The organism is Nostoc sp. FACHB-280 (assembly GCF_014697615.1).
GTDB lineage: Bacteria > Cyanobacteriota > Cyanobacteriia > Cyanobacteriales > Nostocaceae > Nostoc_B.
Genome location: NZ_JACJSD010000008.1, coordinates 194,551 through 209,310 on the forward strand (window position 1 = coordinate 194,551; position 14,760 = coordinate 209,310).

Below are 14,760 nucleotides of genomic sequence, written 5' to 3' on the forward strand. Positions count from 1 at the left end.
GTCAAAAATTTCACACTTCAGACTTCATACTTCAGACTTCTTAGGGTACTGTTTTAATAAGTGGTTAAAGATTTGTTAAGAATAGACCATAACACTTTCAAAAAGTGAATGCGGAGAAGGATTGCTCAAAAGGTGACATACTGACCGTTTGACAATCCAAAATCCCAAATGGTATAGCCACCTCAAGCCATCACCCCAGTGACTTGACACCCCAACCAGGAGCAAAGCCAGCATGATTCCCATTGATTCTGTGACTTCGGATGAATACCCCGAATCTCATTTCAACTCAAATAATGACCGTCCTGACAAGCCCGAAGAAGCTTGCGGTGTCTTTGGAATTTACGCACCAGGAGAAGACGTTGCCAAACTAACCTACTTTGGATTGTATGCCCTCCAGCACAGGGGTCAAGAATCTGCTGGCATTGCCACCTTTGAGGGGACAAAAGTCCATCTGCACAAAGATATGGGCTTGGTATCTCAAGTATTCAGCGAATCTATTTTAGAAGAATTACCGGGAAATCTTGCTGTTGGTCACACCCGCTATTCCACAACTGGTTCTAGCCGCAAAGTGAACGCTCAACCTGCTGTAGTTGAAACTCGCTTAGGCAATCTAGCTCTAGCACATAATGGTAATCTTGTCAATACAACACAATTGCGTGATGAATTGGTTAAGAGCAATTTTAACTTAGTTACGACAACTGACTCAGAAATGATTGCCTTTGCGATCGCCGAAGCAGTCAACGGTGGTGCAGATTGGTTAGACGGTGCAATTCAAGCATTTCACCGTTGCCAAGGAGCCTTTAGTTTAGTTATTGGTACTCCAGTTGGGGTAATGGGAACCCGCGATCGTAACGGTATTCGTCCTTTGGTGATTGGGACTGTGGGGACAAATCCAGTTCGTTACGTATTGTCTTCTGAAACTTGCGGTTTAGACATTATTGGTGCTGACTACTTGCGCGATGTGGAACCGGGAGAATTAGTTTGGATAACCGAAGAAGGATTAGCTTCATTCCACTGGAGTCAAAAGCCGCAACGTAAATTGTGCATCTTTGAAATGATTTACTTTGCCCGTCCCGATAGCGTTATGCACAATGAAACTTTATACAGCTATCGGATGCGCTTAGGCAGACAACTCGCGGCCGAATCTAATGTCGAAGCCGATATTGTGTTTGGCGTACCTGATTCTGGTATCCCCGCAGCGATTGGATTTTCTCAAGCTTCTGGGGTTAGTTATGGCGAAGGTTTGATTAAAAATCGCTACGTCGGGCGCACTTTTATTCAACCAACTCAAACTATGCGTGAGTCTGGTATTCGGATGAAACTCAACCCACTCAAGGATGTTTTGGCGGGTAAAAGAGTTGTAATTGTAGATGATTCAATTGTGCGGGGTACTACCAGCCGCAAATTAGTTAAAGCCTTGCGTGATGCGGGTGCGGCTGAAGTTCACATGCGAATTTCTTCACCCCCTGTCACTCATCCTTGCTTTTATGGAATTGATACCGATACTCAAGATCAATTAATTGCGGCGACCAAGTCTGTTGAGGAAATTGCCCAACAACTAGAAGTAGAGTCTCTCGCCTACCTCAGTTGGGAAGGAATGCTCAAAGCCACAGGAGAAGACACCAATAGTTTTTGTTCTGCTTGCTTTACAGGAGATTACCCAGTGGCTATTCCTGAGCAAGTGAAGCGTTCTAAATTGATTTTAGAGAAGGTGGTAGTTTAGAACTTTGAAAAAGGACTGCAAATTCCTATGAGTTAGGGATAAGGGGGACAAGGAGGACAAGGGAGACAAGGGAGATATAAGTCTTTTTTTGGAGTAACCAAAGAATTGAGAACTTACACCATAACTCTCTAAAACTCTTATAACTTCGTGTCCTACCCTGCGGGAAGCCGCTTGCGCGTCTATGCGTCCTTTGCGGTTTGTTTCTTCATACTTTTGCGTAAGTCCTAACCTATCACCTACTACCAGTTAAAAATCAAAATATATGTAAGGTAGACCGCCTTCGGGAGCTAGTAACCAGACAATATAAAAACATAAGGGTACGAAAACCAGCTTAATAGGCCAGTTTAACTCTAGTTTTAATCGACCATTCACAGCATAGACCAAGCCCATCAAAGCCGCTAAAATTCCTAGCAGCCAAGAGAGTTGATAAGGGCTAATGGTTAAAGCTTCTACATATACTTTTTGGGCGAACTGTGCATCAGCTTTGTGACCCCAAAGGTTCTGAATGACTAAAGAAGAGTCTTGGAGATTGGGTAAACGAAACCAAATCCAAGAAGTGAAAACCATAAATTGTGTCAATAGCCAAGCGATAAATATACCAATAGGATTTTGCCAGAATTGGGCTAGTTTTTCGTTGCGATCGCTCCAATCATCTGTGATTCGATGTACGGCTAAAGCAATACCGTGGAGAATACCCCACACAAAGAAACCCCAAGCGGAACCGTGCCAAATACCTGCAATTACCATCACCAGGAATAAATTCCAGCAGGTACGCATCAAACCGCGACGAGAACCACCCAAAGGAAAGTAAACATAGTTCCGCAACCAATCACCTAAAGTCATGTGCCAGCGCCGCCAAAAATCAGCAATACTAGTACTGAAGTAAGGAAAATCAAAGTTTTCTGGCAAAACTAAACCAAATAGCAATGCTGTACCACGGGCAATATCTACATAGCCATTAAAATCTAAATACAGTTGCAAACCATAGGCAAAAGTCGCCAACCACAAATCTGTACTACCTGCGCGGGGCAAATTTCCAAAACATAAATCAACAAAAATCCCCAAATTATCTGCCAAGAGTCCTTTTTTAATTGCACCTCTAGCAATTAACCACAATGCTTCTGCGCCTCTCTCGGCTGTGGGAAATTGCAGTGTATTAAATTGAGTTGCTAAGTTGTGATAGCGCGTAATTGGCCCGGAAATTAGTTTGGCAAAAAAGAGTTTATATGTGGCAAATTTGAGAAAATGGTCAGTAGCCGGAGCGCCGCGATAAACATCGATTAAATAAGCAATACACTCAAAGGTAAAAAATGAAATTCCCAACGGTGCAATAACTTTAAAAGATGTTTCCGTTGAACTTGATTGGATAGGAAAAACTAAGTTTAATATCGGCGAAATATATTTAAATCCTAGAAGTAATAAAACATTTAATACTATACCTAGTGATAACAATTTCAGACGGCGACTATTCCAATCAGCATTGGCATATTGCCATTCTTCATTAGATATGCGCCAATCAAGACTATGGTCTCCCGGCGAAGTATTTTTGCCTATTTCTCTACCTAAGCGAAAGTTAATAAAGGTCAATGCTAATAACAGTGGAATGTATTGAATACTCCACGAAGCATAAAACGCAATACTAGCAATTAATAAAATCCACAATCGCCATTTTTGTTCGGCAACAGTCCAGTAGATGCCTAATATACTCAGCAGAAATATCGCGTAAGAAATTGAAATAAAGTTCATATTTTGGTCATTGGTCAATTGTCAATTGTCAATTGTCATTGGTCATTAGTCATTTGCTATGAAGCAGGAGGCAGGGGGAGAATCTTTAACTCAACATGTACACTTCGACTTCGCTCAGTGTACAGCACTCAGCCCTCAGCACCCAGCCCTCAGCACTCAGCACTCAGCACTTACTTTGTAGGCCAAGGAATCACCGGGTCGATCGCTAGTTTTTTCGAGACTTCATAAGCACCAAAGCGGTTCAGATGGCTGGGGTCAGAGAAATAGTCATTTTTCCTGGGCCAAAGTTGGCTAAAATCCCGATAAATAAAATTAGGATTTGTTGCTAACCGAATCATATATTGTTGAAATTCTTGCTCGTATTTTTTGCGAATTGGATCTAAATATTCGGCGGTGAGAGGCATATTAATAAATACGAGAGGGATTTGCTGCGCCTGCGTGAACTTCAAAACTTCTTGGAAGGCGGCATCTTGATTGCCTTCTATATGAAATGATTTGTAGTCATTGTCATAATTACCTGTGACTCTGGGATGTTTTTGATAGTATCTTGCCGGATTGAAACGCACAGACAAAGGTAAGAAACCATCAAAATCAACTGATTGCAGTGAAGTTTCATCATCGGAAGTTTCAGTAACCGAATCAGTTGGTTGATTGTCTTTGGAATTGCGATCGCTAATTAATGGCAAACTATCCAGTTGTTGATGTAACAGAGATTTAAGCTGGTTACGATTTTGATAGGTACTGGAAAAAGCCCCTAAAATTTGATTTAACCCATTATTAATCGCTTGATAGCTAGTAATTTCATCTGGTTTTTTTGTGTTTTTTTGCTTATCTGGTGATTTTGCTGGATTGTTAGCAGCTTCTTCATTAGCGTCAGTATTCTGGGCTTTTTCCAAGATTTTTTGATAACCGGGGGAAGCAGCGATCGCATTAAAGGTAATATCGTCTCGACCACTATTAAAAGCGCGAGAACCATCAGCCCAAAGAATCACTTTGGGTAATTCTGATACCTCCAGGACTTGACGAATAATAAAATCGACAACTTGGGCTGTCGCACCATTTACCCCAAAGTTGAAAATTTGAATGTTGGGATATCCTTGTTTAGCTAAACCTTTGGATAATGCAGCCGGGTCAACGCCACGCAAAGCCCGCGAAGAACCAATGATTAAAATATCTGGGGGACTGCCTTTAATATTTAATTGTTGGCGGTATAAAGCTAATTGTTCATCTAATTGCCGCGCATTAAAACTGGGCATTTGCGATCGCGCTGCTAATAAAATTGCCGATGCTGTGGCTTTTTCTTTTAATGGTGCGGCTGTTAAATCTGTTGCTTCTGGATCATCTTCATGCACAGTAAATCCAGAAGCGTTGAAGGCGGAATTTTTCGACCCTGACAATTTCTGCCCAGAGGAATTATTCAATAATTCCACTTTTTCTTGATGTTTGGGTTTGCGTGGGGGTTTTGGTTTGGCATTGGCAGTCTCTACACTATTTACCTGTGGTGTCTGGGGTAATGTCCGCGTGACAATTTGACCACTAATCCAATCGGTTTGTAGTGTCAGCAATAATCCTAATGTTCCCCAAACCAAAGCCACTTTCAGTCCGCCTTGTAAATCGGGGTCGGCGGCGGCTGACTGACCAACTTCGGTAAATATTTGTGTACCTAAGAGGAAATTTTGAATTGTTGTGGTGAAGGTGGTAATCCAATCTCGCGCGACTTCGGTAACGAAATTTTGAACTTCTTCGGAAGTTAAATCAGGGCGAAAAATTGGTTCTTGACCGTCTTTAACTATCAGTTCACCCACATATTCTGAGGTTGCGGCAAATTCTGGCGTGGCTTCGGGTACTAAACGTTGGCGCTGGACAAAATCTGCGCCATGATGCCAAACTGGTTCTTTGTTGCCTGCGCGACGACCATAAACCCTCACTCCTGTAATACCTGGTAACTTTAACTGCCGAACAAACTGGGTGACTTTATTGGCAACTTGTTTGCGGTTGGGACATACAGGCGCATCACACATAATGTGCAGCAAGTCGCCTTTGTGAAGCAGGAGGACACGTATCCCGCCTGTTTTCAAGCGCCATTCTAAATCGGTATTAAGTAAGCGTTCTAATAAAAAATGCGTGGCTGGTTCATCGCCGCTAATGGCTAACTCTAAAGCGGAAGTTGCCAAGGCTGGGTGTTGGGACGCAGGTAAAGAAATCCAATCAATCCAAGCTGGTTGCTTTTGGGCAGTTTTTTGACCGTATATCGTCGCGCCGAGAATGCCTTGAGGAGCGATCGCTTCTAGGTGCGATACGATGATATCCAAACATTGAGTTTTATCTGGTGCGGGTGCATCTTCTAGCGGATCAAACGCCGGGGAGCAGAAAAGGTGTAAAGTTGATTCTTTGAGAGATGCTTGGACAGTAACTTTAAATTCTAATAATACTTCTGTTAACAGCCGCGCGATCGCTTGTATATCTCCCCAACGCGCCCATTCTTTCAACATCACTTCTGGGGGCGTTAAATCTACCCGCAGTACCCAATCGTTGCTAGTTTCACCACTAACTTGGGCGGTAATGACTGCATCTTGATAGCCTGTCAACTTTAATAGTCGCAGTTTTTGGGCAATGGTTTCGGCTAATAAAGAAGAATCTGGACTATAGACAGATTGACAAAAAACCCAGAGACGGTTTGTAGGGGCTTGGGTTTTGTCTTTGGGTTGGTGTGGCTTAATTTTGACTTGAACTCCCACACCCAAAGAACTGAGAGTTTCACTGAGATAATGAGCGATCGCATTGGGGTCGCCGCGACGGGCTAAACTCTCATTTGATATAATGAGCGACCCACCTGGCTGTGATGCTTCTGCGTCTTTAAGGGCTTGTTCTACCTGTTCTAAATGCTTGTCTAACTGATTTAGATGTACCCGATGACACCATTGGGGTCGATTTTCGCCCTTTTTTCGTCCATAAACCAATACTTGGTATATTGAGGGTTGTTCGTTATTGGTTAAGACATCTAAATCTGTTTGCTGGAGTGCGTGAAGCAAATCAGAAAGAGTGCGCCAGCGTAGAGGACACTCTGTCGCTTCACAAAGAATGTGTAGGTCATTTCCCCGCAACCGGACTTTCACCCCTAAAGTGTTAATCCCTGTTGCTTGGCTTACCCATTGCACTAATATTTGCTGGCTATCTACTAATACTTTTTTCATGGGCAGTTAACTTTACAGGAAGCGAGTATTCGGGGGTATTGCCTGCACTTGTAAACTAGAACCATAATGTCTATCACATTTTGCTGTTTTTTTTTAACACTTTTGTTACCTTCTGTGCTTGCAAAATAGGCCAAGATAGTCTTATATCGTTGCAAGTCATACAGATTTTGAGTTTTGCGTTTCATTTTCCTCGTTTGCCAACCACCAAAAATTAGCAATGCCTCCTATCACCTCCCAATCTTCAACCAACCCCGGACTAAATCTGGTTTTGTTTAGCATTCCCCAATCTTTTATCCTCGAAATAGGTACAGCGTCTATACTACTGTTGCTGACCAGCGAAAAATTCACGCTCAAAGCCCTAGAATCTATTGGGCAAGCTAGTGAAGAATTGTTTCGCGGCGATCGCTTGCCGATTCTTCCCTTTCCCAATCACGATGAATTAACCAATAAAAGCTAAAACTTATACTTTAAAAAATAAATCGCTCATAGAAAACAATGAGCGTAAATCACAAAGTTCAAAAATGTAAACAGTAATTGGCTTTACAAGAGAAGCAAATATGAGTTCGCTTTTATACTCTGTGTCCCACGCTGCGAATTATTACCCTGCGTCAGAATTATTTTTACGTCGTCGTCTCCAAATCGTCGAAGAATTATGGGAGAACGTCTTGCGGCAGGAATGCGGCCAGAAAATGGTAGATTTGTTGGGGCAGTTGCGCGATTTGTGTTCGCCGGAAGGACAAGCCACCAACGACCAAGCATCCTCCGCCGTCAAATTGATTGAACAACTGAATATTAATGAAGCCATTCGGGCAGCACGGGCTTTTGCGCTGTATTTTCAGCTAATTAACATTATTGAGCAAGAATATGAGCAGAAGCAGCAACTCACCCGCTACTCAGAAGTAGATGAGCAAGTTACTACCAGTTCTGACACCATGTCAGAGAGTACCTATTCTTCCAACCACACCGAAGATGATGCTTTTGCCAACAAAGGTATAGGTTCAGACTTGTTGGCTAAAAGTTGGGTAGGCAAAATGCACAATAAACAAAAAGGTACTTTTGCCACACTGTTTCCTTATTTGTATGACTTGAATGTCCCACCCCAACAAATTCAGCGTTTAATTTCCCAGTTAGATGTGCGCTTGGTGTTCACCGCCCACCCCACAGAAATTGTGCGTCACACCATCCGCGATAAACAAAGACAAGTAGTCAATTTGCTGCAACAAATGGATGCAGTGGAAAATCGCGCGGGTGCATATCCTTGGGAGTCAGCCGAGTTACGCGAGAAGTTACTAGAAGAAATTCGCCTCTGGTGGCGGACAGATGAACTCCACCAATTTAAACCTACAGTCTTAGATGAAGTAGATTACGCCCTGCACTACTTCCAAGAAGTCTTATTTGATGGCATTCCCCAACTGCATAAACGCTTTAAGTATGCTTTGGGTAAAACCTTTGATTGGTTAGAACCGCCCCGGAAAAACTTTTGTTCCTTTGGTTCTTGGGTAGGTTCCGATAGAGATGGGAACCCCTCAGTTACGCCGGAAATTACTTGGAAAACAGCTTGCTATCAGCGCAAAATGGTGCTGGAACGCTATATTCATTCAGTCCAAAAGCTGATTGAATTATTGAGCATCTCCATGCACTGGAGTGATGTTTTACCAGATTTGCTGGAATCGCTGGAATTAGATCAGTCGCAGTTAAGTGATATATATGATGCCCTGGCGTTGCGTTATCGCCAAGAACCTTATCGTTTGAAGTTGTCTTATGTTCTGAGACGGTTAGAAAATACCCGCGATCGCAATTTAGCATTATATAAACGAGAAACTCCCACCAACGAAGATGCACCAATGTATCGTTCTGGGGCAGATTTCTTGGCAGAATTGCGACTAATTCAACGCAATTTGAGCGAAACCGGCTTAAGTTGTCGAGAATTAGATAATTTGATTTGTCAAGTCGAAATCTTTGACTTTAACTTGACCCAATTAGATATCCGTCAAGAATCAACCCGCCATTCGGATGCGCTAAATGAAATTTTGGAGTATCTGCAAGTCTTACCCCAAGCATACAACGACCTGACAGAAGAACAGCGCGTGGCTTGGTTAACTTCCGAATTGCAAACCCGTCGTCCCTTAATTCCGGCGGAATTGCCATTTTCCGAGAAAACCAACGATATCATTGAAACCTTCCGAATTTTGCGATCGCTGCAACAAGAGTTTGGTGTTAACATCTGCCAAACTTACATTATTAGTATGTGCCGTCAAGTCAGCGACGTACTAGAAGTTTTACTGTTGGCTAAAGAAGCAAGATTATTTGACCCAGCTATTGCCGTTGGCACAATTCAAGTTGTACCGTTATTTGAAACCGTAGAAGACTTACAACGTTCTCGCAGCATTATGCGCCAGTTGTTTGAACTTCCCTTGTATCGGGCTTTATTGGCTGGCGGCTACGAAAATATTCAGCAAAGACTTTCTGACGCTGAAGCAAATCCCCATTCCACAATTACACCTGACTTACAAGAAGTCATGTTGGGATATTCCGACAGTAACAAAGACTCTGGCTTCTTAAGTAGCAACTGGGAAATTCACAAAGCCCAAAAATCATTGCAGAAAATCGCCGAAGAATACGGTGTTGATTTAAGAATTTTCCACGGTCGCGGCGGTTCTGTGGGACGAGGTGGCGGCCCTGCTTACGAGGCGATTTTGGCACAGCCAGGTCACAGTATTAACGGGCGAATTAAAATTACCGAACAAGGGGAAGTCTTAGCTTCTAAATATTCCTTGGTGGACTTGGCGTTATACAACTTAGAAACCGTCACCACTGCGGTAATTCAAGCCAGTTTGCTGCGGACAGGGTTTGATGATATCGAACCTTGGAATGAAATTATGGAAGAATTAGCAGCGCGATCGCGGCAACATTATCGTGCTTTAATCTACGAACAACCAGATTTCATTGACTTTTTCAACCAAGTCACCCCTATTGAAGAAATTAGCCAACTGCAAATTAGTTCTCGTCCCGCACGTCGTCCTTCAGGAAAGAAAGATTTAAGCAGTTTACGCGCCATTCCTTGGGTATTTAGCTGGACACAAACTAGAGTTTTACTACCTTCTTGGTACGGTGTCGGAACAGCTTTGCAAGAATTTTTGAATGAAGAACCAGAAGAACACCTGAAATTACTCCGCTACTTTTATATGAAGTGGCCGTTCTTCAAAATGGTGATTTCCAAAGCAGAAATGACACTGGCGAAAGTCGATATCCAAATGGCGCGACACTACGTCCAAGAATTATCCAACCCAGAAGATAAAGAACGCTTCGAGAAAGTCTTTGAGCAAATCGCCAGTGAATACTATCTCACAAAAGATTTCGTCCTGAAAATCACTGGTCACACTCGACTGTTAGATGGTGATCCTGTATTGCAGCGTTCAGTACAATTACGCAACGGCACAATTGTACCCCTCGGTTTCATTCAGGTTTCATTACTCAAGCGCCTGCGCCAAGCCAAAAATACTACAGCTACCTCTGGTGTAATTCACTCCCGTTACAGCAAAGGCGAATTACTCCGGGGCGCACTGTTAACTATTAATGGGATTGCTGCGGGAATGCGAAATACAGGCTGATTTGGTTTGGTGAGTCCTTTGTCAATGGTCATTCGTTCTCTAGTGACCATTGACTAGGGAAAGGGGACAAGGTAGACAAGGTAGAAGACTTCAGACTTCAATTGCGCGATCGCAAGTTATGCAAATTTCTCCAGGAATTAGTACTAGTATCAAAACAATGCCAAGTACCGTCCTTGGTATCCTGATAACAAAACAAAGTGCGATCGCCACTGTATAAATTATCGGTTAAATAGTATACTAGCCCCCGGAATGGATATGTTTTGCGACTTAAACGTTTAGCTACAGCTTGATTGGGGCATTCCACAATAAATACTGGTTTTTTGTTCAAGTGAGCTAAAGAGAATATACACATACGCAAAATCGCTCTCAGCCAACTTTCGGAATTATCAAAATAATCATCAATAATCCTGTTAGTTAGTGCTTTTTCGAGAGTGCGATCGTTGTTTTGAGAGATGTGAGCCTCAGACATAGCCTCACCTATTCCTATACCAATGGTTCGAGGTTAATCCAAAATTTCCCAAAATGCCAAGGGTCGATCTGGACTTGCTCAGTTTGGGGAGTGTGGGGAGTGTGGACAGATAATCTTTGTGCATCAGTCCTGGTAAAATCTACCCAGAGCAAAGAAAGAGCAAATAGCCATGACTGCTGAAACTAATCAAGTAAATTCCACAACCAAGGGTGCAGATGCGATTGATGAAGCGATCGCTAAAGGGATAGATTTTGATGGAAGTCCCATTCCTAGTGCCAAGCTAGACCTTTATAACCAAGTCATGGCCTTAGAAGCAAATAGACAGCGTAGTGGCGTTTCTAATACCATGCGATCGCGGATTGTGAGAATTGGTGCAAAACATATCCCCCAACCAGAACTTGACCAAAAACTCATTGATGCTGGTTTTGCGCCCTTGAAGGAAAAAGAAATCGCTTTTTTCTATGGCGGTAAGTAATTAATTCAGGACTTACACACAAAGTTTGTCTGTTAAGAATGGGTGTAGGGATGGGTAAGGCGCACCAATCATTGTCTGTTGAGGCTGGGTATAGGGGTGTATGGGTTGGGTTTACAAAGATTGTCTGTTGAGGCTGGGTATATGAGTGTATGGGTTTTGCTCACCTAAACCCACTGGTTACTGAGCTAAACCCATCGGTTACTGAGCGCAGCCGTTCGCGGAGCGTCTCGCAGAGAAGTACACCCTCACACCCTTCTCCAACACCCTCACACCCTCACACCCTTACAACCTTCTCAAACACCCTCTCTCAAACCCTTGATTTGTCCTCATCATGACAGATGTCTCTTTACCCATTAACCTCTGGGAATATGAACAGTTAGCCAAACAGCATCTCTCGCAGATGGCTTTTGATTATTACAGCAGTGGCGCTTGGGATGAAATTACATTACGAGATAACCGCGCTGCTTTTGAACGGATAAAATTGCGTCCGCGGATGTTGGTAGATGTGAGCGATCGCAATTTAAGCACCTCTATTTTAGGACAGCCTTTGCAACTACCCTTATTAATTGCACCGATGGCGTTTCAGTGTCTAGCCCATCCCCAGGGAGAACTAGCCACAACCTTAGCCGCAGCCACCGCAGGTGTAGGTATGGTGTTGAGTACAATGGCTACCAAAAGCTTAGAAGAAGTTGCGGCGGTGGGTTACAAACATAATGCTTTGCAATGGTTCCAACTGTATATCCACAAAGACCGAGGCTTAACGCGGAATTTAGTAGAAAGAGCTTATGCCGCAGGTTATCAAGCCCTTTGTCTAACAGTTGATGCGCCAATTTTGGGGCGACGAGAGCGAGATGTGCGGAACACCTTTAGCTTACCTCCTGGATTACAATTGGCGAATATTACCAATATTTCAGGGTTGAATATTCCCCAAGAATCAGCAGAATCTGGCTTATTTACCTATTTTGCCCAGCAATTAAACCCGGCTGTAACTTGGCGTGACTTGGAATGGTTGCAGTCCTTATCGCCACTACCTTTGGTACTCAAAGGTATTTTACGCGCTGATGATGCGGTGCGAGCAGTTGAGCATGGAGCCAAAGCAATTGTAGTTTCTAATCATGGTGGCAGACAACTCGATGGTGCGATCGCCTCTTTAGATGCACTGGCTGAAATAGTTGCTGCTGTGGATAATCAAGCTGAAGTGCTAGTAGATGGCGGGATTCGTCGTGGTACAGACATCCTCAAAGCCTTGGCTTTAGGCGCAAAAGCTGTGCTAATCGGTCGCCCCGTACTCTGGGGATTAGCTGTTGCAGGACAAGTTGGCGTATCCCATATCATTTCCCTACTACAAGATGAACTAAGTGTAGCAATGGCTTTGAGTGGCTGCACATCAATACAAGATATTGACCCTAGTTTAGTGACTTTCAAACACTAACCAGAAAAATTACTTGCAGAGAAGTGAATAGATATGCTATATTAGGAAAGTTGCACCCAAGGGCGGGTGGCGAAACTGGTAGACGCACCACACTCAAAATGTGGCGACCTTGCGGTCATAGGAGTTCGATTCTCCTCCTGCCCATTTTAAAGTATGTATCATATCTGAAATTAATATGTGTGTTGACACATTAATTAATTGTCATTGGTAACAGAATTATCCTACTTCAGTCTTTTTGTACTAGCTAAATTTTTTTCAAGAAAACTTGTGGTGGTGTATGCTGCAATTAAGGTTTGTTCAAAAACTTTAGCTAGAGCCGTTTGAAATCTTTGGCGATGCTTGAGTTTAAAAAATGGTCTGACTATTTCTAAATCTTTACTGTTATCTTCTGCGTGAGGGAAAATTTTAATTGCGCGTAAAGTGCCTAATTGAATTTCTTTTTTTACCATCAACTCAGAAATTCCAGTTGCACCTACACCACTTTCAACAGCAGCTTTGGCCATTTCGCCACTATTAAAAACTAAAATCACATTCAGTTCATGCAGATTAATACCCCAATTTTTCAAGGCTTCTTCAAATCTTTGCTGAGTACCAGAACCTGGTTCTCGCATTACCCAAGCTGTTTGAGTTAGTTCTGCAACGGTGATTTCTTGGCGCTCAAACCAAGGGTGAGTTTCACCCACAACGATTTGTAAGCGATCGCTCCCGATAATTTCTTGTTCTAAAGTATTCTGTAAGGCTGGTTTAACATCTCCTTCGACTAAGCCTATGTCAAACTGTCCCATTGCTGTTCCTTCACAGATTGTTTCAGCATTTGCCAAACAACAATCAACCGTAATCTGCGGATACTTACTTTTAAATTCACTAATTTTCCTGGGTAGCCAATAGTTACCAATGGTTAAACTAGAACCTAATTTTAATTCACCCCTTTGCAGGTTATTTAATTCTCGCAATCCCCTTTCTGTTAATGTCACTTGGTCAAGAATTTTCTGGGCTTCTACTTGTAATAATTTACCAGCCTCGGCAATTTCAATGTGACGACCAATGCGATGAAAGAGTTTGACTCCGTATTCTTGCTCTAAATTATGAATTGCCGCACTAACAGCTGGCTGGGTAATATAAAGCTCCTCTGCTGCACGGGTAAAGTGTAGATGTTCTGCTACAGCGAGAAATATTCTAAGCTGCTCCAGCGTCATCCCGGCCATACTCAATTATTCCTAAAAAACCTGATGTCAAAATTTAATCACTTATATTTATAATTTTGACAAATAAAAACATTTGATTCTATTGATTAAATTACATACAGTAAAGAATAAGACTAATAAATACACCCATAAAGAATGTGCCTACTCAAACATAAAAAGTACGATTGAGAGATTTCTATTCTATTAATGAATAATCGAAACTATCAAATAGGCAAAATGCTGCTTAGTTGTCAATAAAATCTGAAATTAAGACTAATTGGGAGAATTAATAGTGTTATTGAGACTTGTGTTATTACTATCTCTGCATTAAAATAAATTTTGGCAAAAATGTACCAGCAAATTAAATATATTTTTCAAGTGCGATCGCTGCACAAATGGCCAATTATCTGGAAAGAAATTTACTATCACTTTGGGATTTTTTGGAGAGGAGCCTCTTGGGGTTTAAGGGTGTTATTAATGCAATTAGAGTCTAAACCTACAACAGACAAGCAAGAAACGAAGAAACTAGGCAGGCTAAATCCATCACGCATCAGGGATCATTTAGCCAACGAACGCACTTACCTAGCTTGGATGCGAACAGCGATCGCACTTTTGGGTTTTGGAGTCGTTATCGTTCGTTTGCGAGCCTTTCAAGTCCCGCTAGTACCCACACCCGGTAATGGCTGGAAATTGGGTTTAGTCTTTTCGCTAGTTGGGTTAATTACAGTCTGGCTGTCAACCGCACATTATTTTGCTGTGCGGCGTGATATTGAAGATGATAATTATGAGCCTACAGACCGCTGGGTGATTTTATTTAGTTTGGCAATTATGATTCTCGGCTCTGGAGTCATATATTATGTGTTTACTACTCCACTGAGTCCTTTGAGTCCAGTGATTCCAGATTAATAGGACGAGTCTGGAGACGG

General features: G+C 42.5%; 10 protein-coding genes and 1 tRNA gene. 7 read left to right on the forward strand and 4 right to left on the reverse strand.

The window, feature by feature from the left end; translation table 11 throughout:
- The first annotated feature begins 232 nt into the window (after window positions 1–232).
- Window positions 233–1,723 carry an amidophosphoribosyltransferase gene (gene purF, locus H6G75_RS08565; protein ID WP_190979520.1) on the forward strand — a complete coding sequence of 497 codons (1,491 nt, stop codon included), beginning with the start codon at window positions 233–235 and terminating at the stop codon, window positions 1,721–1,723.
- A 246-nt stretch (window positions 1,724–1,969) separates the two neighbouring features.
- Here purF and H6G75_RS08570 read toward each other — a convergent pair whose 3' ends face one another.
- Window positions 1,970–3,469, reverse strand: coding sequence for an MBOAT family protein (locus H6G75_RS08570; RefSeq protein WP_190979521.1), 1,500 nt, complete (start codon window positions 3,467–3,469; stop codon window positions 1,970–1,972).
- A gap of 170 nt (window positions 3,470–3,639) precedes the next feature.
- Window positions 3,640–6,663 carry a DUF1574 family protein gene (locus H6G75_RS08575; protein WP_190979522.1) on the reverse strand — a complete coding sequence of 1,008 codons (3,024 nt, stop codon included), beginning with the start codon at window positions 6,661–6,663 and terminating at the stop codon, window positions 3,640–3,642.
- A 217-nt stretch (window positions 6,664–6,880) separates the two neighbouring features.
- Between H6G75_RS08575 and H6G75_RS08580 the strand changes: the two genes are divergently transcribed.
- Together H6G75_RS08580 and ppc are read left to right on the forward strand one after the other, a co-directional pair.
- Complete coding sequence (locus tag H6G75_RS08580; protein ID WP_190979523.1) at window positions 6,881–7,120, forward strand: hypothetical protein; 240 nt, start codon at window positions 6,881–6,883, stop codon at window positions 7,118–7,120.
- Between the two features lie 100 nt (window positions 7,121–7,220).
- On the forward strand, window positions 7,221–10,274 hold the full coding sequence (ppc, locus tag H6G75_RS08585) for a phosphoenolpyruvate carboxylase (RefSeq protein WP_190979524.1): 3,054 nt from the start codon (window positions 7,221–7,223) through the stop codon (window positions 10,272–10,274).
- A gap of 97 nt (window positions 10,275–10,371) precedes the next feature.
- Here ppc and H6G75_RS08590 read toward each other — a convergent pair whose 3' ends face one another.
- The gene (locus tag H6G75_RS08590; RefSeq protein ID WP_190594665.1) at window positions 10,372–10,743 is read right to left on the reverse strand and encodes a hypothetical protein; all 372 of its coding nucleotides are present in this window, start codon (window positions 10,741–10,743) and stop codon (window positions 10,372–10,374) included.
- Window positions 10,744–10,912: 169 nt separating this feature from the next.
- Between H6G75_RS08590 and H6G75_RS08595 the strand changes: the two genes are divergently transcribed.
- From H6G75_RS08595 to H6G75_RS08605, 3 genes are all read left to right on the forward strand, one after another.
- Window positions 10,913–11,218, forward strand: coding sequence for a DUF4090 family protein (locus H6G75_RS08595; RefSeq protein ID WP_190979525.1), 306 nt, complete (start codon window positions 10,913–10,915; stop codon window positions 11,216–11,218).
- A gap of 331 nt (window positions 11,219–11,549) precedes the next feature.
- Window positions 11,550–12,650 (forward strand): alpha-hydroxy acid oxidase, encoded by a 1,101-nt coding sequence (locus tag H6G75_RS08600; protein ID WP_190979526.1) that lies wholly within the window; start codon window positions 11,550–11,552, stop codon window positions 12,648–12,650.
- Window positions 12,651–12,710: 60 nt separating this feature from the next.
- Window positions 12,711–12,794, forward strand: a tRNA-Leu gene (locus H6G75_RS08605).
- Between the two features lie 77 nt (window positions 12,795–12,871).
- On the opposite strand, the gene H6G75_RS08610 is transcribed toward H6G75_RS08605, so the two are convergent.
- Entirely contained in the window at window positions 12,872–13,855 is a 984-nt protein-coding gene (locus tag H6G75_RS08610) for a LysR family transcriptional regulator (protein ID WP_190979527.1), read from the reverse strand.
- Window positions 13,856–14,311: 456 nt separating this feature from the next.
- On the opposite strand from H6G75_RS08610, the gene H6G75_RS08615 reads away from it, so the two are divergent.
- On the forward strand, window positions 14,312–14,740 hold the full coding sequence (locus H6G75_RS08615) for a YidH family protein (protein WP_190979542.1): 429 nt from the start codon (window positions 14,312–14,314) through the stop codon (window positions 14,738–14,740).
- Window positions 14,741–14,760 lie beyond the last annotated feature (20 nt).

Coding starts and splice junctions, on each gene's coding strand:
- purF (WP_190979520.1), top strand. CDS start 233: ATGATTCCCATTGATTCTGTGACTTCGGATGAATACCCCGAATCTCAT.
- H6G75_RS08570 (WP_190979521.1), bottom strand. CDS start 3,469: ATGAACTTTATTTCAATTTCTTACGCGATATTTCTGCTGAGTATATTA.
- H6G75_RS08575 (WP_190979522.1), bottom strand. CDS start 6,663: ATGAAAAAAGTATTAGTAGATAGCCAGCAAATATTAGTGCAATGGGTA.
- H6G75_RS08580 (WP_190979523.1), top strand. CDS start 6,881: ATGCCTCCTATCACCTCCCAATCTTCAACCAACCCCGGACTAAATCTG.
- ppc (WP_190979524.1), top strand. CDS start 7,221: ATGAGTTCGCTTTTATACTCTGTGTCCCACGCTGCGAATTATTACCCT.
- H6G75_RS08590 (WP_190594665.1), bottom strand. CDS start 10,743: ATGTCTGAGGCTCACATCTCTCAAAACAACGATCGCACTCTCGAAAAA.
- H6G75_RS08595 (WP_190979525.1), top strand. CDS start 10,913: ATGACTGCTGAAACTAATCAAGTAAATTCCACAACCAAGGGTGCAGAT.
- H6G75_RS08600 (WP_190979526.1), top strand. CDS start 11,550: ATGACAGATGTCTCTTTACCCATTAACCTCTGGGAATATGAACAGTTA.
- H6G75_RS08610 (WP_190979527.1), bottom strand. CDS start 13,855: ATGGCCGGGATGACGCTGGAGCAGCTTAGAATATTTCTCGCTGTAGCA.
- H6G75_RS08615 (WP_190979542.1), top strand. CDS start 14,312: ATGCAATTAGAGTCTAAACCTACAACAGACAAGCAAGAAACGAAGAAA.